Annotated in this window: 18 protein-coding genes and 1 pseudogene; 15 read left to right on the top strand and 4 right to left on the bottom strand. The window is 65.6% G+C overall.

The features are described from left to right. The first annotated feature begins 58 nt into the window (after positions 1-58). Positions 59-3,670, top strand: coding sequence for a thiol reductant ABC exporter subunit CydC (gene cydC, locus ACM1PE_RS08590; RefSeq protein WP_306632929.1), 3,612 nt, complete (start codon positions 59-61; stop codon positions 3,668-3,670). Here the strand turns inward: cydC and ACM1PE_RS08585 are convergent. Next, complete coding sequence (locus tag ACM1PE_RS08585) at positions 3,642-6,224, bottom strand: penicillin G acylase (protein ID WP_419342983.1); 2,583 nt, start codon at positions 6,222-6,224, stop codon at positions 3,642-3,644. The two genes, cydC and ACM1PE_RS08585, sit on opposite strands and share 29 nt — an antisense overlap. Positions 6,225-6,377: 153 nt before the next feature. Between ACM1PE_RS08585 and ACM1PE_RS08580 the strand changes: the two genes are divergently transcribed. Further along, positions 6,378-7,307, top strand: coding sequence for a LysR family transcriptional regulator (locus ACM1PE_RS08580; RefSeq protein WP_118933001.1), 930 nt, complete (start codon positions 6,378-6,380; stop codon positions 7,305-7,307). Here ACM1PE_RS08580 and ACM1PE_RS08575 read toward each other — a convergent pair. Beyond that, a complete protein-coding gene (locus ACM1PE_RS08575; RefSeq protein WP_419342982.1) occupies positions 7,285-8,712 on the bottom strand; it encodes an MFS transporter in 1,428 nt (475 codons plus the stop codon). The genes ACM1PE_RS08580 and ACM1PE_RS08575 overlap by 23 nt on opposite strands. A gap of 15 nt (positions 8,713-8,727) precedes the next feature. Between ACM1PE_RS08575 and ACM1PE_RS08570 the strand changes: the two are divergent. Beyond that, positions 8,728-9,419: pseudogene (locus tag ACM1PE_RS08570) on the top strand (TetR/AcrR family transcriptional regulator). Positions 9,420-9,450: 31 nt separating this feature from the next. On the opposite strand, the gene ACM1PE_RS08565 reads toward ACM1PE_RS08570, so the two are convergent. Beyond that, a complete protein-coding gene (locus ACM1PE_RS08565) occupies positions 9,451-10,359 on the bottom strand; it encodes a LysR substrate-binding domain-containing protein (protein WP_419343823.1) in 909 nt (302 codons plus the stop codon). A 139-nt stretch (positions 10,360-10,498) separates the two neighbouring features. Here ACM1PE_RS08565 and ACM1PE_RS08560 point away from each other — a divergent pair, with 139 nt between their 5' ends. The 12 genes from ACM1PE_RS08560 (at position 10,499) to ACM1PE_RS08505 (ending at position 24,262) form a co-directional block, all read left to right on the top strand. Further along, entirely contained in the window at positions 10,499-10,894 is a 396-nt protein-coding gene (locus tag ACM1PE_RS08560) for a RidA family protein (RefSeq protein WP_118932999.1), read from the top strand. Between the two features lies 1 nt (position 10,895). Then, positions 10,896-12,038: an NADH:flavin oxidoreductase gene (locus ACM1PE_RS08555; RefSeq protein WP_419342981.1), complete on the top strand. Its 1,143-nt coding sequence runs from the start codon at positions 10,896-10,898 to the stop codon at positions 12,036-12,038. A gap of 52 nt (positions 12,039-12,090) precedes the next feature. Beyond that, positions 12,091-12,603, top strand: coding sequence for a sigma-70 family RNA polymerase sigma factor (locus ACM1PE_RS08550; RefSeq protein ID WP_419342980.1), 513 nt, complete (start codon positions 12,091-12,093; stop codon positions 12,601-12,603). Beyond that, positions 12,600-13,559 (top strand): FecR domain-containing protein, encoded by a 960-nt coding sequence (locus tag ACM1PE_RS08545; RefSeq protein WP_419342979.1) that lies wholly within the window; start codon positions 12,600-12,602, stop codon positions 13,557-13,559. Before ACM1PE_RS08550 ends, ACM1PE_RS08545 begins: the two co-directional genes overlap by 4 nt. A gap of 140 nt (positions 13,560-13,699) precedes the next feature. Then, positions 13,700-16,177, top strand: a complete 2,478-nt coding sequence (locus ACM1PE_RS08540; protein ID WP_419342978.1) for a TonB-dependent siderophore receptor — start codon at positions 13,700-13,702, stop codon at positions 16,175-16,177. Between the two features lie 56 nt (positions 16,178-16,233). Beyond that, complete coding sequence (locus tag ACM1PE_RS08535) at positions 16,234-17,124, top strand: LysR substrate-binding domain-containing protein (RefSeq protein WP_419342977.1); 891 nt, start codon at positions 16,234-16,236, stop codon at positions 17,122-17,124. A 236-nt stretch (positions 17,125-17,360) separates the two neighbouring features. Further along, on the top strand, positions 17,361-18,344 hold the full coding sequence (locus tag ACM1PE_RS08530) for a DUF1852 domain-containing protein (protein WP_419342976.1): 984 nt from the start codon (positions 17,361-17,363) through the stop codon (positions 18,342-18,344). Positions 18,345-18,370: 26 nt separating this feature from the next. Beyond that, positions 18,371-19,399: a methionine synthase gene (locus tag ACM1PE_RS08525; protein ID WP_118933039.1), complete on the top strand. Its 1,029-nt coding sequence runs from the start codon at positions 18,371-18,373 to the stop codon at positions 19,397-19,399. 75 nt (positions 19,400-19,474) lie between these two features. Beyond that, positions 19,475-19,984, top strand: coding sequence for a flavin reductase family protein (locus ACM1PE_RS08520; protein ID WP_419342974.1), 510 nt, complete (start codon positions 19,475-19,477; stop codon positions 19,982-19,984). 194 nt (positions 19,985-20,178) lie between these two features. Next, positions 20,179-20,685, top strand: a complete 507-nt coding sequence (locus tag ACM1PE_RS08515; RefSeq protein WP_059374186.1) for a sigma-70 family RNA polymerase sigma factor — start codon at positions 20,179-20,181, stop codon at positions 20,683-20,685. Positions 20,686-20,719: 34 nt separating this feature from the next. Next, the gene (locus ACM1PE_RS08510; RefSeq protein WP_059374185.1) at positions 20,720-21,745 is read left to right on the top strand and encodes a FecR family protein; all 1,026 of its coding nucleotides are present in this window, start codon (positions 20,720-20,722) and stop codon (positions 21,743-21,745) included. 114 nt (positions 21,746-21,859) lie between these two features. Next, positions 21,860-24,262 carry a TonB-dependent siderophore receptor gene (locus tag ACM1PE_RS08505; protein ID WP_419342973.1) on the top strand — a complete coding sequence of 801 codons (2,403 nt, stop codon included), beginning with the start codon at positions 21,860-21,862 and terminating at the stop codon, positions 24,260-24,262. 16 nt (positions 24,263-24,278) lie between these two features. On the opposite strand, the gene ACM1PE_RS08500 is transcribed toward ACM1PE_RS08505, so the two are convergent. After that, positions 24,279-25,241: a zinc-dependent alcohol dehydrogenase family protein gene (locus ACM1PE_RS08500; protein WP_419342972.1), complete on the bottom strand. Its 963-nt coding sequence runs from the start codon at positions 25,239-25,241 to the stop codon at positions 24,279-24,281. Between the last annotated feature and the right edge of the window lie 52 nt (positions 25,242-25,293).

The raw sequence follows: 25,293 nt of genomic DNA, 5'->3' as shown, positions 1-25,293 counted from the left end.
TATCGCTTTCGCCGGGTCGCGGGATCGGGGACCATGCAAGCACTGAAAGGAGTTTGCTATGTATTTCGATTCGCGCCTCTGGCAGTTGACGGCGGGCCTGCGCGCCGGCATGGCGGGCGGCATCTGCCTGGGCCTGCTGGCCCTGGCCGCCGGCATCGCCCGCTACGTGTTCCTGGGCCAGCTGCTGGCCCGCGTGTTCGACGGCGCCCCCTGGCAGGACTGGCTCGCCCCCGCGCTGTGGGCCGCCGCCATGGTGCTGCTGCGCGCCTTCCTGGACCACTGGCGCACCGTGCAGGCCAACCGCTGCGCCGCCACCGTGCAGCATGCGCTGCGCGCCCGGCTTTATGACCGCATCGTGAGCCTGGGCCCGGCCTGGTTCGCCAACCAGCGCACGGGCGGCGTGATGCTGACGGTGGTCGACGGGGTCGAGCAGTTGCAAGCCTTCTTCGGCCAATATCTGCCGCAAGTCGCGATCGCCGCCGCGGCGCCCTTCGCCATCTTCGCCGTGATCGCGTTCTGGGACGTGCCCACCGCGCTGGTGTTCCTGGCGGCCGCGCTGTTCGCGCTGTTCGGGCCGATGGCGGTGCACATGCTGGACCGCCGCGCCAGCCTGGCCCGCAGCAAGTCCCTGAACGATTTCGGCGAGGACTTCCTGGACGCCGTGCAGGGCCTGCCCACGCTGAAGTCCTATGGCCAGGGCAAGGCCTGGGGCCAGCGGCTGGCGGCCCGCGCCCGCAGCCTGTCGGACAACACCTTCTGGGTGCTGTCGGTCAGCCTCTTGACGCGCGGCATCAGCGACCTGGGCGTGGCCCTGGGCGCGGCGCTGGCGCTGACGCTGGGCGCCTGGCGCGTGGCCCACGGCGACATGAGCGTGGAGGCCCTGCTGATCGTGCTGATGGCCGGCACCGAGATCTTCCGCCCGCTGCGCGACCTGCGCTCGGTGCTGCACCGGGGCATGCTGGGCCAGTCGGCCGCCGCCAGCATCCATGCGTTGACGGACGCGCAGCCGCTGACGCCCGCGCCGGAGGCCGGCGGCAAGACGCCAGGCCGGCTCGCGCCCACCATCGAATTCGACAACGTGGCGTTTTCCTACACGCCCGAGCGCCGCGCCCACCAGGGCTTGAGCTTCCGCATCGCGGCGGGCGAACGCGTCGGCGTGGTCGGCCCCAGCGGCGCCGGCAAGTCCACCATCGTGCGCCTGCTGCTGCGCGAATGCGTGCCCCAGTCCGGCCGCATCCGCATCGGCGGCCATGACGTGAACGAACTCGACACGCAGGCGCTGCTGTCGCACATCGCGCTGGTGAGCCAGGACATCACGCTGTTCCACGGCACCATCGACGACAACCTGCGGCTGGGACGCCCCGACGCGACCCACGAACAGGTGCGCGCCGCCGCCCGCGCCGCCAATATCGACGACTTCATCATGGCGCTGCCCGAGGGCTACGCCACCCGCATCGGCGAGCGCGGCCTGCAGCTGTCCGGCGGCCAGCGCCAGCGCGTGGCAATCGCCCGCGCGCTGCTGCGCGACGCGCCCATCCTGATCCTGGACGAGGCGCTGTCGTCGGTGGACACCGAGAATGAGGCGCTGATCCAGCAGGCGCTGGACCGCTTGATGGCCGGCCGTACCACGCTGATCCTGGCGCACCGCCTGGCCAGCGTCATCGGCGCCGACCGCTGCCTGGTGCTGGACCAGGGCCGGGTCGCGGAAGAAGGCCCCCATGCGGAACTGATGCGGCAAGGCGGCCTGTACTACCGCCTGATGCACGAACAGGCGGCCGCGCACCGCAATCCGTCGGCGGGATCCGCCGCCCCGGCCGCCGCCGCCCCTGCGCAGACGACGAACCGCGATGATCCCGCTCAGGAATCCGGCGGACAAGGCCCGGCCCTGCGCTCGCTGGACGCGGACGCGGTGCAGGTCGGCTGGCGCGCCACGCTCGGCACCCTGCTTTCAGTGGTGCGGCCGTGGCGCGGCACGCTGACCGCCACGATCCTGCTGGGCGTGGCGCGGGTCGCGGCCTACATCGGCGTGGGCGTGTTCAGCGCGCTGATCGTCGCCGCCATCCGCGACGGCCGCGACTATTCGGCCCTGATCGCCGGCCTGCTGGTCGCAGCGCCCCTGGCCGCGCTGTTCCACTGGCTGGAGTCCTGGCTGGCCCACGCCATGGCGTACCAGCTGCTGGCCGACATGCGGGTCAAGCTCTACGACAAGCTGGAGCGCCTGGCGCCGGCCTACCTGTTGCAGCGCCGCTCCGGCGACCTGGTGGCACTGGCCACCCAGGACGTGGAAATGGTGGAGTACTTCTACGCCCACACCATCGCTCCCGCCATCGTCTCGGTGCTGGTGCCGCTGTCCGTGCTGGGTTTCCTGGGCGTCTACAGCTGGCCGGTGGCGCTGGCGCTGCTGCCCTTCCTGGCCTATGCGCTGGTGTCGCCGGTGCGCGGACGCCGCAAGGTCGACGCGCTGGGCGACAAGGCGCGCGAGGCGCTGGGCGAGATGAGCGCGCACACCACCGACACCATCCAGGGCCTGGCCGACCTGACCGCCTTCCAGGCCACCGGCCGCCGGCGCGATGAATTCCTGCGCGTGGCGGACCGCTACCGCACCCGCCGCCTGGACATCCTGGACGACCTGTCGCGCCAGACCGCGGGCTTTGAAATCGCGATGGGCCTGGGCGGCCTGGCGGTGGCCGTCGTGGGCGCGCTGCAGGTATCGGCCGGCGCGCTGTCGGCCGGCATGCTGCCCCTGTTGGTGCTGATCGCGCTGGCTACTTTCCTGCCCGTGTCCGAGATCTCGCAGGTCAGCCGGCAATTGGCGGACACCATCGCCGCCACCCGCCGCCTGCACGTGGTCGCCAACGAACCGGAACCGGTGACGGACGGACCGCTGCCGGCCCCCGTCTCCGCCCACGGCCTGTCGCTGGCCTTCGAGCACGTCAGCTTCGCTTATCCGGGCAAGAACGCGGACACCTTGCGCGGCCTGAGCTTCAAGGTGCCGGCCGGCGCCACCGTGGCGGTGGTGGGCGCATCGGGCGCGGGCAAGAGCACGGTGGCCAGCCTGCTGCTGCGCTTCTGGGATCCGCGCGCGGGACAGGTCAAGCTCGATGGCGTGGACCTGCGCGAACTGCAGCTCGACGGCCTGCGCGAGCGCGTGGCGCTGGTGACGCAGGACACCTATCTGTTCAACGACACGCTGGAAGGCAACATCCGGCTGGCCCGGCCCGAAGCCAGCCCCGCGGACCTGGCGCGCGCGCTGGAGCAAGCCGCGCTGGCGGACTTCGTGCGCGCTCTGCCAGAGGGCCTGGCGACGCGCGTGGGTGAACGCGGCATGCAGTTGTCGGGCGGCCAACGCCAGCGCATCTCGATTGCCCGCGCCTTCCTGAAGAACGCCCCCGTGCTGATCCTGGACGAAGCCACCTCGCACCTGGACACGCTATCGGAAATGCAGGTACGCGGCGCGCTGGACGTGCTGATGCGCCACCGCACCACGCTGGTCATCGCGCACCGCCTGTCGACGATACGCGATGCCGACCTGATCCTGGTGCTGGAACGCGGCACGCTGGCGGAGGCCGGCACGCACGACCAGTTGCTCAAGCGGCAAGGGGTCTATGCGCGCCTGGCCAGCCACCAGGGCGGCTACGCCGTCAATAGCGCAACGTCTCTACCGACTTAGCGTTGGCGCGCACTTCCGCGTCCGTGAACCAGACCCGCTTGTTGCCGAAGCTGGTGTACAGGTCGAACTGGTCGCGGGTGTGGGCCGACGGCGTACCGTCCGGGGCGACGAAACCGCTCTGCCCCGGCGCCACCACGTCCACCGCGCGCACGCCCTGGCCGTCGAACACCGTCATGTTGTTCTCGGTGCCGCGGTTCTGCGTGGCCGGGAAGCTCAACACCGCCTTGTCGTCCGCCTGCGGCACGCCCAGGAAGTTCTTGGGCGCGAACACCATGGGCGGCGCGGGTATGCGCCAGCTTGCCGGATCCTGGCCGTAGGCCTTCTGCAACGCCGCCAGCGCATCATCCAGCGCGGCCAGGCTCACGTCCTGCGGCCGCTGGCCGTTGAAGAAGTCGTACTTCTGCGGCACGCCCGAATCGCGGCCGGCCAGCGCGTTGAACAGCGCCTTCACCCCCACCGTCAGGTTGACCGATCCCGTGGCGGGTGCCGCCTGCGTCGGATAGCCGGTGGCGCTGTACCACTTGAAGAAGTCCGCGGGCATCTCGTCGGCCAGCGTGCGCTTGAGCATGGCGCGCAGCCAGGCGTCCATCACGGCAGGCCCCGCGTTGTCGTAATAGCCGGCCTGCTTGTCGCTCGTGCCCATGCCGTCCCAGGACGCCAGCCCCGCAACCAGCCTGGCTCGCGCATCGTCCGCCGGCAGCCCCTGCACCGCCTGCTGCAGGAACGGCAGGAAGTGGCGCCGGTTCACGTCGGCATAGCTGGTGGTGCGGATCAGGTCCCACATTTGCTGCGCGCTGACCTTGCCGCCATTGGCCGTCATGGCTTTCAGGCGGGTCTCGATCTCGGCGTAGCGGTCGGCCTGGCCCCACACGATGGCGAACAGGTCGGTGGACGGATAGCCGCGCATAGGCTGGTTGTTCCAGTTGGCGATGAAGCCTTGGCGCGGGTTGTAGACCTGAGGATTGGTCGAGAACGGCAGCATGCCGTCCCAGTCCATCTCGCCCGTGCCCGGCACGGGCAGGCGCGGATCGTGGCCCGGACGGCGCTTGGGATAGAAGCCCGTGTGCGCGTAGCCGATATTGCCCTTGTCGTCGGCGTAGTACCAATTGATGGTCAGCGCATGGCGCGCCGCCTGCTGCTTCCACTGGTCCCAATTGCGCGACTGCGCCTTGTGGGTCCAGGCCATCAGCGATTGCAGCTCAAAGCCTTCCCAGGCGCGCGCCTTGGCATAAGCCACGTGCTGCTTGTCATCGAACTTGGTGACGATGCCGTGCACCGTACGGTACACGTCCATCATCACCGGCTGCCCATCCTTGACCTCGATGAGCTCGGTGCGCTTTTCCATCGTCTTCCAGACGCCGTCGTGGAAGTAGCGCGTGCGGTCGTTCGGATCGAGTTTTTCGGCGTAGATGTCCACGTCGTCGCCAAAGCCCGCGGTCGAGCCCCAGGTCACGTGCGCGTTGTGGCCGAACAGGATGCTGGGATAGGCGAACGGCGTGTTGCCAACCACGTCGAAGCCCGCGCCATGCAGGCCGATGCCGTAGGTGTAGGCGGGATTCCACCAGCCGAACTGCGGCCCGTTCAGCAGGATGGAACGGGCGTCCTTGGCATGGTCGCGGCCCACGATCCACATATTGCTGGTGGTCGGAAAACCGGCGATGCCGGGCTGCCCCGATTCCGCGAACTGCGCCAGCAGGCGCGCCGACGCGGCCGCGGGCGCCTCGTCCAGCACGCCGCGCGTCTGCGGATCGCGCGCCACGCGTTCCAGCATGGGCGGCGTGCCGTCGTAGCGCGGCAGCGCATAGGACAGCCTGGCGGAGGGCTTGGCGCCATCGGGCCGGTACACGCCCTCTTCCTCGGGCACGGTGGTCGGCGCGCGGCTGTCGGTCATCCAGCGCAGCTGATTGAAGATCTGCATGGCGCGCTCGTCGCCATGCCGGTCCTTCAGGGCGGTCAGCAGCGCCAGGTTGTCGATCTCGCTATTGGCATCGGAGAAGCGGTTGGCCATCGTGCCCACGAACACCATCGCCACGTCATAGGCCGTCCAGTCCGCGGGCTGGAAGCGCAGATCGTTGAACTCCTTCGGCATCAGGCTGCCGGGCTCGGCGCGCACCCGCGCGATCCAGGCGTTCATGCCGGCCGCATAGCCGTCCAGGATCTGGCGCTCGGATGCCGGCAGCGCGGCCAGTTGGCGCTGGATGCGCTCCGGCGAGAAATTGCCGCGGATGGATTTGTCGAACCCCACCATGGACTGGCCCAACACCTCGGCCACGCGGCCCTGGGTACTGCGCCGCGCCATTTCCATCTGGAACAGGCGGTCCTGCGCCACCGCATAGCCATAGCCGTAGAAAATGCCGTACACGGTGTTGGCGTAGACGTGCGGCATGCCATAGCCGTCGCGCCGTATCGTGACCTGGCCGCTGGCCGCGCCCGCCGGGCGCATCGCGGCCTGGGACTGCTTCTGCGCGTTCTGCTGGACTTCCTGGGCCTGGGCTTGAGCGCCCATGGCCGCGCAGGCCGCCAGGATGGCGGCCGACAACAAGTGCTGCTTCATTCGAATCTGTCTCCGTATTTGACGAGCCGCGCCGCGGTGCGAGTCCCGGACGCGGTGTGCGGCGCCTCTGCGGGCGCCGTCTGCGGACCATGATACGAACAGCTTATCTATAATTCCAATGCATTTATTTCATAGTATTTATGCGGCCTGAGCATGGATTTTCAGAAACTCAAACACCTGCTGGCGGTGGTCGAACACGGCACTTACTCGCGTGCCGCAGAGGCGGTCAATCTGTCGCAACCAGCGCTCAGCCGCAGCATCCAGGCGCTCGAAGCCGAACTGGGCCTGCCCTTGCTCGACCGCGGCACCCGCCGCGTGCGCCTCACGCCCTACGGCGCCTGCGTGGCCGAACGCGCGCGCCGCATGCGCTTCGAGGAAGCCGAGCTGCAGCGCGAACTGAAAACCCTGCATAGCGGCGAATCGGGCACGCTGTCCATCGGGCTGAGCCCGGCGCCCGCGTCCCTGCTGCTGTCGCCCTTCCTGGCCCACATGGCCGAGCGCCATCCCCAGGTGCGCGTGGGCGTCGAACTGGGCGCCACCGCCGCCTTGCTGGAAATGCTGCGCGACGAACGCATCGACGCCATGGTCTGCGACGCCCGCATGCTGTATGACGCGGCCGACCTGGAAACCCGCGCCCTGCCTGCGCTGCGCGCGGGCCTGGTCTGCCGCAAGGGCCATCCCATCCTCGCCCACAAGCGGCCAGGCATAGAACAAATCCGCCAATACCCCGTGGCGTCCACCACTCTCAGCCCGGAAGTCTCGCTGCGGCTGGCGGAAACCCTGGGGCCAGGCGGCGCGCCGGAACAAATGGTCACGCACCGCTGCGAGAATCTGGACGCGCTGGTGGAATTGGCGCTGCGCACGGACGCCTTGCTATTGGGCGTGATCTGCGTCACGCGCCAGCAGCAGGAAGCCGGCCTGCTGGTCGAAGTGCCGATCCCGTCCGACCCGCAGCGCCAGGGACACTACGCGCTGGCCCGGCTGGCAGGGCGCACGCCGTTGACGGCGCAGGATGCGTTGTATGAGTTCACCCGGGAATGCTGGGACGGATTCTTGGCGCCTATCGGCGCGTCGCCAGCCTGAAAAGGACGAGGCTGAGCAGCGCAGCGGCAATGTTGTAAAGCATGGCCGCCGCCAGCGCCCGCCCATGGACCGATGCGCCATCACCGGTGGACAGGCTTCCCGCGGCCTCGAGCATTGTGAAGATAACGCCGCCCACCACCGCCACGCCGGTGGACGTCCCCACGACTTGCAAGGTGCTGAGCATGCCGGAAGCCATGCCGGCCTGCTCCTCCCGCACCGAACCCAGAATGGCGTTGAATGCCAGCGGGATCACCAGCCCTTGCCCTGCGCCATTCAGCACCAGCGAGGCCACCAGCAGCGCCAGGTTCTGGGGCTGCGTCGCGGCGGTAACCGCAGACAGCGCCAAGCCCGCGGTGAAGACCAGGACACCGAACAGCAGCGCCCCGCGTCCATGGCGGGCGGCCAGTTTCGGACCGGCAAGCGACGCGCCAAAGAACGCCAGCGCCGAAGGCGTGAACACGGCGCCCGCCGCCAGCGGCGCGAATCCGAGCCCGAACTGCAACAGCAGCGTCAACGCGAAGAAGAACGAACTGATGGCTGAAAAAAAGAAGAACACCGCGCCTATGCCAGCCACGAATGGCCGGTTGGCAAACAGCGCCATATCCAGCACAGGCACGCCACCGCGCCGGGCCAGCGCTTTCTCATAGCGGACGAAATACGCCAGCACGCCCAACGCCAGCACAGGCCCGGCAAGCGACCACCAGGGCCAGCCATGCTCTCGTCCCTCCATGACAGGCACCAGGATAAGGGCCAGCCCGGCAGCGCCCGCAAGCGCGCCGCGCAGGTCCACCCGCGTCGGAACCGGCGCGCGCCATTCGGGAAGCGCCCGGCGCCCCGCGAGCAACGCGGCAATGCCTATCGGCACGTTGATGAGAAACACCAGCCGCCACCCCAGATCCAGCGGATCCAGCGTGATGAGCATGCCGCCCAGCAGCTGCGAGATGCTTGCGGCCACGCCCTGCACCGCGCCCATGATGCCGAACGCGCGCCTGCGCGCCTCGCCCTCGAACACCACACTGATCGAAGCCAGCACCTGCGGCATCAGCACGCCCGCCCCCACCCCCTGCAAGGCGCGCGCCAGGATGAGCTGCCACGGCGTAACCGCCACCCCGCATAGCGCCGAAGCCACGGTGAACAGCCCCATGCCGGCCAGGAACAAGCGCCGCCGCCCGAACAGATCGCCCAAACGCGCGCCATTGATCAGGCACAGGCCATAAGCCAATGCGTAAGCCACCACGATCAGCTGCAGATCGGTATCGGATGCCGACAAGCCGCTCTGGATGCTGGGCAACGCGACATTGACGATGAAGAGATCCAGGATCGTCACGAAGTTGCCCGTCAACAGCACCGCGAGGGCGCGCCAGGGGTGGTTCTTTTCAGCTTGCAGCGCGGATTCAGGGTTCATTCTTTACATTTATATATGTACGATCGTATTTATAGTATCGTGAAAGAATGAAACCCGTGCAAGCAGAAAAACAAGGTCCGATGAACCCGTTGCCCCCCTCTCCCCCAACCGATGGCCGCCGCTTGCGCGGCGAGCGCGCGCGCACCCGCGTGCTGGACGAAGCCGTAAAGCTCCTCTCCGTCGAAGGACTGGGCGGCCTCACCTTCGGCCAGGTGGCCGACATGGCCGAAGTGGGGAAAAGCAATCTTCAGGTTCTGTTCGGCGACAAGGAAAACCTGCAACTGGCAGCCTTGGCCCATGCGATAGGCCTGTACCAGACCCAGGTCGTCGAACCGGCCATGCGCAAGCGCACGCCGCTGACGCGGCTGCGCGCCCTGATGACCGGCTGGTTCGACTTCGTGGAGACCCGCCAGCTGCCGGGCGGCTGCGTCATCACTGCGGTAAGCAGCGAGTATCGTGCGCGTCCCGGCCCCCTGCGCGACGCCATCCAGCAATACCGCGAGGCAGGACGCGCGCGTCTTCACGAATTGCTCCGCGAAGCCCGGGCGCAAGGGCAAATCGCGGCCGACGCCGACGAGGCGAAACTGGTCATGGAGCTGCTGGCCTACCAGGCATACGCCAACGTCGCCGCGTCGATGGACGACCATGCGGAGTTCGGCCGCGCCAAGGCAGCCGCCATGGAAGTGCTTGCAAAAGCGGCTCGCTGACAACCGCGAACCAGGCTCCCGATCAGCCCGCCTACGCTTTCTTGCGACCCGGCTCGTGCGCCGCCGCCTGCATGCGCAACCATTGCGCCACGGCCTGGACAGGCGCCGAGGGCGGCCGGTCGGCGGGCATGGCCAGATGGTAGGTATGCCCGGCGATCACCGGGCCGAAGGGCTGCACCAGATGGCCCGCTTCCAGCTCTTCCGCTATCAACGCCAGGCTGACCAGCGCCACGCCATGGCCGGCCACGGCCGCCTGTATGGCATGGCCCTCATCGGAAAAACGCAGCTGGCTCGCCTGCCGTGGCAGGGAACGGCGCGCAACTTCGAACCAGCGCTCCCAGGTCGGATTGTCCGGATGGGACCGCTTCCAGTTGAAACGGATCAACGGCACGCCGGCCAGATCGTCTGGTGAGGCCACGCCCAGCCGCGGATTCGCCACGGGCGCGAACCGGTCCGTGAACAGCGGCTGCGCGACGAGGCCCGGATATGGCCCGCGGCCATAGCGGATCGCGATGTCGACCGCGGCCGATCGCAGATCGACCACGTCGTCGCTGGCCTGCAGCTGCAGGTCGATGCCGGGATGCCTGCTGCGGAAATCCGCCATGCGCGGCACCAGCCACTTCACCGTGAAGGCGTTGGTCGCGGAGATGCTCACCTGCATCCGCGTGCGCTGCTGCGTCAGGCGCGCCAGCACCGCCTCGAAGGCATCGAAGCCATCCCGCAGCACGGGATAGAGCTGCGCGCCCGCCTCGGTCAACGACACCCTGCGCACGTGGCGGTCGAACAGCACCAGCCCGGTCTGCGCTTCCAGCGCGCGGATCTGATGGCTGACGGCGGTCGGCGTCACGGCCAGTTCCTCGGCCGCGGCCTTGAAACTGCCCAGGCGCGCGGCGGCCTCGAATACGCGCAGTCCGGAGAGCGGAAGAGATCGGCGTTGCATGATCATGGATGAGATTTTCTCATCTTATAGCTGATAAATGAACCTTTGTCAGCATCCCCGCATATTCCTACATTTACGACATGGATCAGCGATTTTCGCGCTGATTCACCTCCAAACCATAAATGAAGGAAATCGCATCATGCTACAGCGCGTCGTCACCCAGCCCGACAACTACGAACCCTTCCTGCTGTCGCAGGGCATCCAGTTCGGCAACCTGCTTTTCATCTCCGGCCAGGCGGGCGCCGGCGATGACGGCAAGATCGTCGAGGGCGGCTTTCTGGCTCAAGGCGAACAAGCCTTCCTGAACTTGCGCCGCGCGCTGGAAGCCGGCGGCTCCAGCCTGAAGGACGTCATCAAGGTCACCATCTTCGTCACCGACATGGGGCACTTCCAGGACGTGGTCACGCTGCGCCGCCGCCACTTCTCGGCCCCCTACCCCGCCGACACGATCGCCGAGATCAAGGCGCTCTACGACCCGGCCGCCATGATCGAGATCGAGGCCATCGCCGCCGTGCGTCCGCAGGAGGGCCGTTGACATGGGCGCGCTCGACTATCGTACGAACGATGCTGCGCAGGTCGGACTGTTCGCGCCGCTACAGCTGGAAAGGGGCTTGACCCTGGCCAATCGTCTCGCCGTCGCCCCCATGACTCGAGTCAGCGCCACGGAAGATGGCCGCGCCACGTCGCAAATGGCCGATTACTACCAAGCCTTCGCGGCAGGCGGCTTCGGCCTGGTGATCACCGAGGGCATCTACACCGACCGGGCGCATGCGCAGGGCTACCTGTTCCAGCCCGGCCTGACCGACGACGCGCAGCGCGACGCCTGGCGCACCGTGGTCGACCGCGTGCACGCGCACGGCGGCCGCATCATCGCGCAGCTCATGCATGCGGGCGCGCTGTCGCAGGGCAATCCTCATTGCGGCACGCCCAAGGGTCCGTCGGCCGTACAGCCCAAGGGACAGCAAATGGCGTTCTATAGGGGCGACGGGCCGTACCGGATGCCTGAAGCCATGTCGGACAAGGACATCGCAGAGGCCATCGACGGCTTTGCCCAGGCTGCGCGCAGAGCGCAGGAGGCCGGCTTCGACGGCGTCGAAATCCACGGCGCCAACGGCTACCTGCTGGACCAGTTCCTCACCAGCTACACCAATCTGCGCGCGGACCGCTATGGCGGCAGCCTGGACAACCGGCTGCGCTTGACGGTGGAGGTCATCCAGGCCGTGCGCCGAGCTACCGGACCGCGCTATGTCGTGGGCGTGCGCAGCTCGCAGGGCAAGGTCAATGACTTCAGCCACAAGTGGGAAGGCGGCGAGGCCGATGCGGCGCAGATCTACCGAACGCTGGGCGCGCAGCCCATCGACTACCTGCACACGACCGAGTTCGAGGCTTGGCGTCCGGCTTTTGGAGATCAGGGTCCAAGCCTCGCGGCATTGGCGCGGCAGCACGTTGCGGTCCCGGTACTGGCCAACGGGTCGCTGCATGACCCGATGGCGGCCGGCGGGATGATGGCGCGGCAGGAGGCAGACTTCGTCTCGCTCGGACGCGGCGCGCTGACGCATTCCGATTGGCCTGCAAGATTGCACGCGGGCGCGGCGCTGGAAAGCTTTGATCGGGGGCTGCTGGCGCCGATTGCGGACCTGGCCAATGCGGCGCGACATCGTGGGGAACACCTGGAATGACGATCCTATACAATTAGAAATCATTCCCATTAGCATTTGAACGGAACCCCCCTTGCCCCCCGCCGACTTTGCCTCCTCCGACGATTTCGTCAGCCTGTATCGAGAGCATCACGGCTGGCTCGTGCAAATGCTGCGCCGCCGGCTCAGCGGCAATACCGAAAACGCCGCGGATCTGGCGCACGACACCTTCGAACGCGTCATGCGCAGCGAGTCGCGCGCGGCGTTTGCCGAGCCGCGCGGCTTTCTCACCACCGTCGCCAAGCGTCTTCTGATCGACCAGTCGCGCCGCCGCGCCGTGGAACAGGCCTATCTGGAAACGCTGGCATCGCGCAACGAGGCCGTCGAGCCCAGCCCCGAAACGCACGCGCTGGTGATGGAAGCGCTGAACGCCGTATGCCGCATGCTGGAGCAGTTGCCGCCACGGGCGCGCCGGGTCTTCGTGCTGGCGCAGCTGGAAGGCCTGCCCTACCGCGACATCGCCCGGCAACTCGATATTTCGGTGGCGGCCGTGCAGCGCGACATCGTCAAGGCCTGGGAGCATTGCTACGCGGTGCTGTACGCATGAACGCCGCCCAGGCCGAACGGCTGCATCCCGACATCATCAGGCAGGCGGCGCGATGGATGATGCGGACCGGGGATGCCCCCGACGCGGCCACGCAGGCCGCCTGTGCGGCATGGCGCCAGGCAGACGTGCGCCACGAGCTCGCGTGGCAACGCCTCCAGGGCATCGGGCGCGAGATCAATGCCACCACAGTATCCGAGGGCGCCGCCAGCCAGACCATCCTGCGCTACTGCGAACAGCGTTCGCGCCGCAGCGTCATGAAATGGGCGGCCGGCAGCTTCTGCCTGGGCACGTTGGCATGGGCAGGCGCGCGCGAGGGCTGGTGGGAAGGCAGCACCGTCTATCGCACCGCCACCGGCGAGCAGCGGACCATGACCCTGCCCGACGGCACCCTCCTGACCCTGAACACCGATACCGCGGTGGCGCTGCGCTACGACGCGCAGCAACGCCGCGTCACATTGCGCAGCGGAGAAATCCTGATCGCGACGGCCGCGGATGGCGCTGGACGCCCCTTCAGCGTGCAGACCCGGCACGGCCTGCTCACGCCGCTCGGCACGCGCTTTGCCGTGCGCCAACTGGACGACAACGATGGCTCGACGCGTCTTGCCGTCTTTGAAGGGGCCGTGCGCGTGGCCCCCGCCGGGCGGACCGTGCATGCCGGCGAACAGGCGGAATTCAACGACCGCACGCTGTCTCCCGCAACCCGGGTCGACGGCACCGAGCCTGCCTGGGCCGCAGGCATGCTGGTCGCGAACCGCATGCGGCTGGATCAGTTCCTCGCGGAACTGGGACGCTATCGCGTCGGCATCCTGCACTGCGCCCCCAGGGTGGCGGACCTCGAAGTCACGGGGGCCTTCCGCATCGACGACACCGACCGGGCGCTGGAAGTGCTGGCCGGCGTACTCGACCTGAGGCTGCGATACCGCACGCGCTATTGGGTCAGCGTCGATCGCGCCTGACGCGCGGAGCCGCAACCCGGGCGCTCTCCCGGGAAATTTGTAACGCCAGCGAAGATTTTCGGATGTGGTTCGTTAGACATAGAGACAGACCCGAGGCGCCCGCGGTCTGGCCCTACCCATCGACGAACCAGGAAGCCCTCATGGCCGCACGCCATACACCCTCTACTCTTGCCGCGCCCCAGACGCCCGGGGCAGGTCCGGCGCGCTTGCGCCTTGCCGTCCATCTGGCTCTGGCCGCAATGGCTCCATTCGCCGCGCCCGCCGCGTCCTGGGCTCAGCCCGCGACCGCGCAAGGGGTCGCTTTCGCCATCGCCCCTACGACGCTGGATGAAGCGCTGGGCCAGTTCGGAGTCGCCGCCAACATCACCGTGGCCGCGTCGCCGACGCTGACCCGCGGGGTGATGACGCAAGGGCTTACGGGCCGCTACACCGCGGAACAGGGCCTCACGCGCCTGCTTGCAGGCACGGGCCTGCAAGCCGTGGCCAACGCCAACGGAGAGGGTTATCACCTGCGCCGCATTCCGCAAGGAGACGCGACCACTCTCGCGCCAGTCACGGTGACGGGCATGGCCGACCCGGCCGTCACGGAAGGCACGGGCAGCTATACCAGCGGGATCGTGACCATAGGCAAGGGCGAGCAGACCCTGAAAGAGATCCCGCAGTCGGTCACCGTGGTGACGCGCCAGCGCATGGACGACCAGAACGCCAACACGCTGGACGACGTGCTGGCCAACAGCACCGGCATGACGCTCTACAAGAGCCCGATGGGCGGAAACTATGTGTTCTCGCGCGGCTTCCGGGTCGACAGCTATCAGTTCGACGGCGTCAACCGCGCGTTCTATTACCCCCAGGCCAACAGCTTCACCAGCAGCACCGTGATCCTGGACCGCGTGGAAATCATCCGAGGCGCCACCGGCCTGCTGCAGGGCGCCGGTTCGCCCAGCGCCGCGGTCAACCTGGTGCGCAAGCGCCCACTGGCCGAAAACCAGGTACAGCTGTTGGCCAGCGGCGGCTCCTGGAACAACTATCGCGCCGACATCGATGCGACCGGCCCCTTGAACGCGTCAGGCTCCCTGCGCGGCCGCGCCGTGGCCAGCTACAACGACCGGGAATACTTCTACGACAACGCCGACAGCCGCACCGGCGTGCTGTACGGCGTACTGAGCTACGACCTGGGACCCGCCACCACCTTGACCGGCGGCATCAGCTACGAAGAACTGCGATCCACGCCGTTCTTCCACGGCCTGCCCCACTACACCAACGGCGACGACATCGGGCTGAAGCGTTCGACCTCGCTCTCGCAAGACTGGAACCGCTGGAACGGCAAGCAGACCACGGTGTTCGCCGAACTCGCGCACCGCTTCAACCAGGACTGGTCGCTGAAACTTACCGGGACTTCCACCCAGGAGTCCAACGATTCCAAATACGCCTTCACCGAAGGCGCGGTCAATCCGGCCACCGGGCTCGGGCCGACGATGTACGCCGGCATCTTCGATTTTTCCACGCACAACAAGGCGCTCAACCTGGACGTGGACGGCGCGTTTGAGGCGCTGGGCCGCAAGCACTCGATCAGCGTGGGCGCCAGCATCAACGAACTGACCAGCAAGAACGATTTCGCGACTGCGCGCCTGAACCGCGCCGTGAACGTCTGGGATCCGGATCACCACGTGCCCGAACCCACCGATGACTGGCTGCGCGAGAACGCCTACCGCGGCGCCGCGACCGTCATCACGATGAAGCAGACCGGCGTCTACGGCGTCGGCCGCTTCAAGTTGGCCGATCCGTTGACGCTGGTGGCGGGCGCCCGCGTCAGCTGGTACGAGAACACCGGCAAGTACCGGGACGATGGCAAGCAGTACACCGACCCCTACAAGGAAAATGGCGTCGTCACGCCCTACGGCGGCCTGATCTACGCCTTCAATCCCCAGTGGTCCGGCTACGTCAGCTTTGCGGAGATCTTCGAACCGCAGAACGCCGTGGACGCATCGGGCCAGATACTGGACCCCATCCTGGGCAAGAACTATGAAGCGGGCATCAAGGGCGAGCTGCTCGACGGCCGGGTCAACGCCTCGGTCGCCCTCTTCCGCGTCGACCAGAAGAACCGCGCCCAGCAAGACCTGGTCAGCGCATGCTCCGTGGGCGACATCTGCTATCTGTCCAGCGGCAAGGTGCGCAGCCAGGGCGTGGACGCCGAAATCAGCGGCGAGGTGGCCCCCGGCTGGCAGCTGTTTGCCGGCTACACCTTCAACACCCTGAAGTTCCTGGACGACACCGAAGTATCCAGCACCAACTTCGGACGCACGGTAACGCCCAAGCACATCCTGCGCCTGTGGTCCGACTACCGCCTGCCCGGCGAATGGTCGGCGTGGACCTTGGGCGGCGGCGTGAACTACCAGACCGGCAGCTACACGGAAACCCGCTCGGTGCGGGTCTCGCAGGCGCCTTACGCCGTCTGGAATGCGCGCATCGGCTACAAGATCAACAAGAACTGGTCGGCGGCATTGAACGTGAACAACCTGTTCGACAAGACCTACTACCAGACGATAGGCGCCCCGGGATGGGGCAGCTTCTATGGTGAACCGCGCAACGCGACGCTGACGGTACGCGGGACCTTCTGATAGGGCGAAACGATTAAGTAGAATGGTTTTATCTCAATAAACCATGAATTTTCATCATGCTTGATCGTATCCATCTATCCATCGTGCAGGAGGTCGAAAAGCAGGGTTCGCTGACTGCCGCCGCAGGCGTCCTGCACGTGACGCAGTCGGCCCTGAGCCACAGCATGAAGAAGCTGGAGCAGCAACTGGGGACCGACATCTGGCTGCGTGAAGGCCGCAGCCTGCGACTCACCCAAGCCGGTCAATACCTGTTGGCGGTGGCCAACCGGGTGTTGCCGCAACTGGCTCTGGCCGAAGAGCGTCTGCGCCAGTTCGCCCAGGGAGAGCGCGGGTCGCTGCGCATCGGCATGGAATGCCATCCCTGCTACCAGTGGCTGCTGAAGATCGTCTCCCCGTATCTGGCGGCCTGGCCGGATGTGGACGTGGATGTGAAGCAGAAATTCCAGTTCGGGGGCATCGGGGCGCTGTTCGGCTACGAAATCGACCTGCTGGTCACACCCGATCCGCTGAACAAGCCCGGACTCGTGTTCGAGCCTGTATTCGACTACGAACAGGTGCTGGTCGTCGCTGGCAACCATCCTCTCGCCCGGGAGGAGTACGTCACCCCCAAACAACTCTCCAACGAAGTGCTGGTGGCCTATCCGGTGCCGGTCGACAGGCTCGACATCTACAACATGTTCCTGACGCCGGCCGGCATCACGCCCAGGCGGCACAAGGCCATCGAGACCACGGACATCATGCTGCAGATGGTCGCCAGCGGCCGCGGGGTGGCGGCGTTGCCACGCTGGCTGGTGCTGGAGTACGCGGACACGATGAATGTGGTGCCAGTCCGGCTGGGCAAGAAAGGCATTGCCAAGCACATTTATCTGGGCGCTCGCCAGGCGGACGTGGGAATCGACTACCTGCGCGCATTCATTGAACAAGCCAAAAGGCCCGCCGCGGCTTGATTCTTCACGGTAGCGTCTGCTCGCCAGGCGGTCGGATCCGAGACCGATCGACCGCAAATCCATCCATGAATGAAGCTAATGGCTTCATGAGATCAATTCACTTTTATTCATGGATAGCCCGACATAAACTACGCCTCCTATATCGTCAATGTCAAGACTGCTGAATAAAAAAAGCAGCGCTGAAAAAGCAGGAAATAGACGCGGGTTTTATCCAGGATTCAGGGCAGCAGAGCACCATGAGTAACGAGTTTGCATTTGCCATCAAGAGCATTTGTTTCGATGAGGACTATCGTCCTTCAGACAATACGCGGATCACGACCAACTTCGCCAATCTGGCCAGGGGCACGAGTCGCCAGGAGAACCTGCGCAACACCCTCCGGATGATTGACAATCGCTTCAATGCCTTGGCGCATTGGGACAATCCCAAGGGCGACCGCTATGCCGTCAACCTTGAGATCATTTCCGTCGAGATGAGCATAGACGGCGCAAGCAGCGGCAATGCCCTCCCCTTGATCGAAATACTGAAGACCAGCATCGTCGACAGCAAGACCAACGAGCGCATTGAAGGCATCGTAGGAAATAACTTCTCCTCGTATGTGCGGGATTACGACTTCAGCGTGCTGCTGCTGGAACACACCAAGAATCAAGCCACGTTCAGCACTCCGGACAATTTTGGAGACCTCCACGGCAAGCTGTTCAAGTGCTTTGTAAATTCAAGCACTTACAAAGAGCACTTCAGCAAGCCGCCCGTCATATGCCTGAGCGTATCCAGCAGCAAGACCTATCATCGGACTGAAAATCAGCATCCTGTATTGGGCGTGGAATACCAGCAGGATGAATACTCGCTGACGGATGAATATTTCAAGAAGATGGGGATGAAGGTTCGTTACTTCATGCCGCCGAACAGCGCCGCGCCCTTGGCTTTTTATTTTTCCGGCGATTTGCTGAGCGACTACACCAATCTTGAGCTCATCAGCACCATCAGCACGATGGACACTTTCCAGAAGATTTACCGGCCAGAGATCTACAACGCGAATTCCGCGGCCGGAAAATCCTATCAGCCCAGTTTGAAGCACCAGGATTATTCGTTGACCCGGATTGTCTATGACCGAGAGGAGCGTAGCCAGCTGGCTATAGAGCAGGGACGGTTTGTCGAAGAGCATTTCATCAAACCATACCAGGCGATTCTTGAGCAGTGGTCCGCAAACACCCCTCTTTGATCATCAAAAGCACCAAGGCATCTATTGTGAAAAAATTGCTACCTACTTCCACTGCCGGCAGCCTGCCTAAACCCTCCTGGCTCGCAGAACCTGAAAAACTCTGGTCTCCCTGGAAATTGCAGGACGAGGGCTTGGCCGAGGGCAAGCAGGATGCGCTGCGTTTGTCTCTGCAGGAACAGCAGCACGCCGGCATCGATATCGTCAGCGATGGCGAACAAACGCGTCAGCATTTCGTGACGACGTTTATCGAGCACCTGGAAGGCGTTGATTTCGAGAACCGCAAGACGGTCAGGATCCGCGACCGCTACGATGCCAGCGTGCCGACGGTCGTGGGCGCCGTGGCGCGCCGCAAGCCGGTGTTCGTCGAAGACGCCAAGTTCTTGCGCCAGCAGACCAAGCAACCGATCAAATGGGCCTTGCCGGGTCCCATGACGATGATCGATACGCTTTACGACGGCCACTATCAAAGCCGCGAAAAGCTGGCGTGGGAATTCGCCAAGATTCTCAATCAGGAAGCCCGGGAACTGGAGGCTGCTGGCGTCGACATCATCCAGTTTGACGAGCCCGCCTTCAACGTGTTCTTTGACGAAGTGAATGATTGGGGCGTGGCCACGCTGGAAAAAGCCATTGAAGGGCTCAAGTGCGAAACCGCCGTCCACATCTGCTATGGCTATGGCATCAAGGCCAATACGGATTGGAAGAAAACGCTGGGATCGGAGTGGCGGCAATACGAAGAGGCTTTTCCCAAGCTGCAAAAATCCAGTATCGACATCGTCTCGCTGGAATGCCAGAACTCTCGCGTTCCCATGGATCTGATCGAGCTGATTCGGGGCAAGAAGGTGATGGTCGGCGCCATCGATGTGGCGACCAATACCATTGAAACTCCCGAGGAAGTCGCCGACACCCTGCGCAAGGCGCTGCAATTTGTCGATGCCGACAAGCTCTATCCTTGCACCAACTGCGGCATGGCTCCTCTGTCCCGCGCAGTCGCACGAGGCAAGCTGAGCGCCTTGAGCGCCGGCGCTGAAATCGTCCGCAGGGAACTCTCGAACTGATTCCCAGGCGGAAATGGTCGTCGCGAGCGGCTCGCGGCGACCAAATCGAGCTGCACCCAGTATTCAACCCCCACTATGTCACTTTCCAGTACTGCGATCGAGCCCAGGCGCTTTCGCGAAGCTCTCGGGCACTACGCGTCCGGCATCACGGTAATAACGTCGCACATCGAAGGCGAGCCGATAGGCTTCACCTGCCAGTCGTTCCATAGCGTTTCGATGAATCCGCCGCTGGTGTCGTTCAATGTGATGACCAGTTCGGCCAGCTACCCCAAGATTCGCCGGGCAGGCCGGTTCGTAGTCAATATCCTGTCAGACGAGCAAGTCAGGATTTCCAACCAATTCGCCCAGCGCGGCACGGACAAGTGGCACGAAGTCGCGTGGCAGGAATCGCCGCTCGGCAATCCCATCATCGCCGGCAGCCTGCACTGGCTTGATTGCGAGATCTATGCCGAACACGCCGCGGGCGATCACCTGATCGTGATTGGCGAAGTGAAAGCGTTGAATCTGCAAGAAGCTGCTTCCACGCAGCCGTTGCTGTATTTCAAAGGACAGTATCGGAACATCGCCGCGCACGGCGCGGCTTGAAGGTTTGCCTCCGCTGCCCTCTTCTACGCTTCAATCAATCAGGAGCCTTGCCAGGCCGGATCGAGAAGAACCGCCACCGGCTCCTTGCTCTCCGGCCTCTTGTCGGCGCGTCGCGACTCATCTTAGAATGCGGATGATTCTCATTATTTCCGGGCACCGGTTTCCTCCTGGCCCGCGACGAGCCGGAGGGCCGCATGTCCGCGACCGAGTTTGCAGTGCCGCCCCAGGGCATCGATGTGCTGTACGCGAATCACCATGGCTGGCTGAAGGGCTGGCTGCGGCGGCGGCTGGGCAATTCCTCTGACGCGGCCGATCTCGCACACGATACGTTCATGCGTCTGCTGGTCCGGGGCGAGACCGTCGCGGTGCGCGAACCGCGCGCGCTGCTGACCACGGTGGCGCAGGGCGTGGTGTCCAATTTCATGCGGCGCCGCAGGATCGAAGAGGCCTATCTGGCCAGCCTGGCCAACCTGCCGGAGCGGGAAGCGCCTGGCCCCGAGACGCGCGCCATCCTGCTCGAGACGCTGATCGAACTGGACCGCCGCCTGGATACGCTGGCCGCGCCGGTGCGCCAGGCATTCCTGCTCTCGCAGCTTGAAGGCATGAAGCAGGCGGACATCGCCGCAACGCTGAACGTCTCGCTCGCTACCGTGCAGCGCCATATCGCAAAAGCGGCGCACCTTTGTTTTTTCGGCGCCTGATCGCCGCCCTCCCGCGGCCGCGACCCACACCGCCATGCCCATCGCCTCCACGGACCCGAGCCCGACCGCATTTCCCCTGCTGGACGGCCCGCCGCTGCCCGCGAGTGTCAGCCTGCGCGCCGTGGAATGGCTGGTCGCACTGCAAGCCGCCGATGCCAGCAACGCCACGCGCGAAGCCTGCCAACGCTGGCGCCAGGCGCATCCCGACCATGAGCGCGCCTGGCGGCACATCGAGACGTTCGGCCAGCAACTGCGGGAATTGAACACGCCGCTGGTGCGCGGCACGCTGGCGCATGATGAACGAGGCGGCCGGGCGCGCCGCCGCGCCGTCAAGACGCTGGCCCTGGCCCTGTTCGCCGGCGGCGGCGCCTGGCTGGCGCGCGACAGCCTGTGGCGCGGCTGGCAAGACTGGCAGTCCGACTATCACACGCGTACCGGCGAACGCCAGGGCATCACGCTGGCCGACGCCAGCCGCATCGACCTGGACACCGGAAGCGCCATCGACGTGCGCTTCGATGGCGCGCAGCGCCTGGTCCGGCTGCTGCGCGGCCAGATACTCGTCGCCACCGCTCCCGATCCGGTCTCCCCTGCTGGACGCCCCTTCATCGTGGAGACGGCCCAGGGCCGCGTGCGCGCCCTGGGCACCCGCTACAGCGTGCGCCAGTTCCCAGGCCGCAGCCACGTCGCGGTGTTCGAGGGCACAGTGGAAATCCGTCCCGCGCTCCATGCGGACGCGCCGCGGCTTATCCATGCTGGCGAACAGGCCTCGTTCACCCAAGACTCGATGGGGCCCAGCCGCCCCTCCAGCCCGCGTGACGCCTCATGGTCCGTGGGCATGCTGGTCGCGCAGGACATGCCTCTGTCCGATTTCATTGCTGAACTTGCGCGGTACATGCCCGGCCGGCTGTCCTGCGATACCGATGCCGGCCGCCTGAAGGTTTCCGGCGTCTATCCGCTGGACGACACCGACCGGGTGCTGGACATGCTGCGCCGGACTCATCCGATCGAAGTCGACCGGATGACGCGGTATTGGGTCACCGTGCGCCTGCGCACGATCTAGCGCCGCGATGCGCAAGACATCCGCCTGATTTTTTGGGCAAACGTGAGGGGTTTCCGATTCTCAAGTGGCAAACCTAATAGAAGCCACATTTTTCTACCGGAAACCGTATCTCTCATGGACTACCGCCTGTCTCGGCGCGCCGCGCGCCTCCTTACCCGCAGCACTCTGGCGCTGGCCGCAAGCCGCGCCTTCTGGTTCACGGCAACGGGCATCGCCTTGAGCGCCGGCACGCCCCCCGTCCTGGCCCAAGCCAGCGCCAGGACCTACGCGATCCCCGCCGGCCCGCTGGAAAGCGCGCTGACCCGCTATGCGCTCGAAAGCGGATTGATGCTGTCCTATTCGGCCAGCGATATCGCGGACAAGCGCAGTTCCGGCCTGCAAGGCAGCTTCCAGGCGTCCGAGGGCTTGGCCAGGCTGCTGGCGGGCACCGGACTGGCGGCCCGCCTGCAGCCGAATGGCGGCTACGTGCTGCGCCCGCTGCCCGGCGGGCAGACGGGCCAGGAGTCCGCGCAGACCTTGCCCGCGGTCACGGTCACGGGCATCCATGAGTCCGCCTCCGGCCCGGTGCAGGGATTCGTCGCCCACCGCAGCGCGACCGCCACCAAGACCGACACGCCGCTGCACGAAACGCCCCAGTCCGTATCGGTGGTTCCGCGCGACCAGGTCGTCGCGCAGGCTGCGGACTCGCTCGACCAGGCGCTGGGCTACACCGCCAGCGTCATGTCGCTGGAAGGCGGAGCGCTCAGGCACATAGGCACACGCTTCACGGTCCGCGGCTTCAACATCACGGGCGCGGCCCCGCTGTATCTGAACGGCACCAAGTTCCCCATCAATTCGCTCAGCGGCGCGATCGAGCCTTACAACTTCGAGCGCATCGAACTGCTCAAGGGGCCGGCCTCGATCCTGTACGGCCAGGCCGCGCCGGGCGGCATCATCAACCTGGTCAGCAAGCGCCCCACGGCGGAACCCCTGCGCGAATTCGAATTGCAGACAGGCAGCTGGAACAAGAAGCAGATCGCCATGGACCTGGGCGGCCCGGTGACGGAGGACGGAAACGTGCGCTACCGCCTCACTGGACTGGCGCGCGACAGCGACACCATGATCGATTACATCAACAATGACCGCAGGTCGCTTGCCGGCGCGCTGGAGTGGCAGATCAGCGACGCCACCTTGATCACGCTCCTGGCCAGCTACAGCCGGACCGACAGCCCCTACGATTCAGGCAAACCGCTGGAAGGCACGCTGCTATCCAATCCCAACGGCCCCATATCGCGCTCCCGCTTCGTCGGCGAACCCGGCTTCGACCGCTATGTCGTCAAGGGCACGACCCTGGGCTACCTGCTCGAACACCGGTTGAACGACGACTGGCAGGTGAAACAGAACCTGCTGGCCTACGAACACAAGGCCGACAACCAGTATGCCGCCGTGAGCGCGCGCGTGAATCCGTCGACCCCCGCCCTGGGCAATCGCTATGCCATAACCCGTTACGACACCGACAAGGGACTCGCCGTGGACAACCAGCTGCTGGGCAAGCTGCGCCACGGCAGCGTCGAACACACGCTGCTGTTCGGAATCGACTGGAGCAAGAGCGAATTCACGCGTTCCCAGGAGTTCGGCAGCATCGCGCCGATCGATCTGTACAAGCCCGTCTATGGCGCCCGGCCGAATCTTGGCCCCGCCAACTATTCCGAAAACAGCATGCGCCAACTGGGCTTCTACGCGCAGGACCAGATCAAGTTCAAGGACCGCTGGATCGTGCTGCTGGGCGGCCGCTACGATTCGGTCCGCACCGACACAAGGCCGGGTACGGGTGAAGAGAGCTCCCATGCCTTCACGCCGCGCGCCGGCCTGATGTACCTGTTCGACAACGGCCTGGCCCCCTACTACAGCTACAGCAAGTCCTTCCAACCCACCCCGGGCCTGGACTTCAACGCCAATCCCTTCAAACCGACCACGGGCGTGCAGCACGAGATCGGCCTGAAGTACGAACCCAAGGGCGTGGACGCGTCCATCACCGTGGCGCTCTACGAAATCACGCAACGCAATGTGCTGACCAGAGATCCCGCCCACGCGGGCTTCCTGGTGCAGACCGGCGAAGTGCGTTCGAAGGGCGCCGAGATCGAGGCCCGCGCCAGCCTGAATCGCCAACTGGACCTGGTGGCGGCGCTGGCAACGACGGATGCCCGCGTCACCAAGAGCAATCTGGGCAATGAAGGCTCGCGGCCCGCTTCGGTCCCGCGCAACATGGCCTCGCTCTGGATGGACTACCGCTTTGCTTCCGTGCCGGGCCTGAGCGCGGGCGTCGGCGTGCGCTACGTGGGACGCCAGGAGATCTACGACCTGGCGGTGCCGTCGTACACCACGTACGATGCCGCGCTGCGCTATCAATGGGACAAGTGGCAGTTCGCCCTGAACGTGAAGAACCTGGCCAACAAGACCTATGTGGCCGCCTGCCCCGGCACCTGCTTCTATGGCGATGAACGCAACGTCACGCTGACGGCACGCATCAACTGGTAAGCAGCCGCCCCCAAGCCTAGGGCGCAACGGCAATCGCAATCTTGCCGCGCACCCCGTGATTGGGACTCTCCAGCCGCGCATGGGCGAGCGGGATCTCGGCAAGCGCATAGACCGCGCCCACGTGCGGCCGTAGTTGGCCGCGCGCAACCAACGCGCTCAGCTCGTCGAGCTTGCCGCGGTTCTGCCGCGTGAACACGAAGTGGTAGCTCGCATTCTTGCCCCAGGCCTGGATCAGGTTTTGCGGCTGGGCGATGTCCACGATCGAGACGACCCGCCCCAGTTGCGCCAGCGCATCGGGGCTGCGCGCCAGGCTATTGCCGCCAATGGTGTCGAACACGACGTCGAAGCCGCGCCCGCCCGTCTCGCGCATGACGGCGTCGACGTAGTCTTCCTTTTCGTAGTCGATGACCCCGTCGGCGCCCATGCTGCGTGCGAATTCCGCGTTGGCTGCGCGCACGGTCGTGTACACCTGAGCTCCGATGGCCTTCGCCAGCTGGATCGCCACATGGCCGACGCCGCCCGCGCCGCCGTGCACCAGAACGCTCTCCCCGACTCTCAGCCCCGCGCGCACGACCAGCGCTTCCCAAGCGGTCCCGCCGACCAGGCTCAGGCTTGCCGCCTCCAGATGGCTGAGCGCGGGCGGCTTCCTGCCGACGATGCCTTCTGCTGCGACGTGGTACTCGGCATAGCTGCCCGGCCCGTCGAAGATTTGCGGGGTGTACCAGACTTCGTCGCCAGGAACGAAAGCCGTCACGCCCGGCCCCACGGCTTCAACCACGCCCGAGACGTCGTGCCCGGTGATGGCCGGCAGCGGCACCAGATCGGCATAGTCGCCGCGCCGGACCTGGTAATCCAGGGGATTGATCGAGGTGGCGTGTACCCGGACCAGGACTTGTCCCGCCTGCGGCACGGGCTTGGGCAGGTCGCGGAGTTCGAACGACTCCGGGCCGCCGAATGATTGGAGTGTCATCGCTTTCATGGTTTTCCTTGATTCGAAAAATAGGGATATCGGGAAATTCCGATATTTACCT

The sequence above is a fragment of the Achromobacter sp. PD1 genome, from assembly GCF_048541815.1.
Classification (GTDB): Bacteria; Pseudomonadota; Gammaproteobacteria; order Burkholderiales; family Burkholderiaceae_B; genus Achromobacter; species Achromobacter bronchisepticus_A.
The sequence above is the reverse complement of the archived record's forward strand: the minus strand, read 5'-3'. Positions and strand labels throughout refer to the sequence as shown.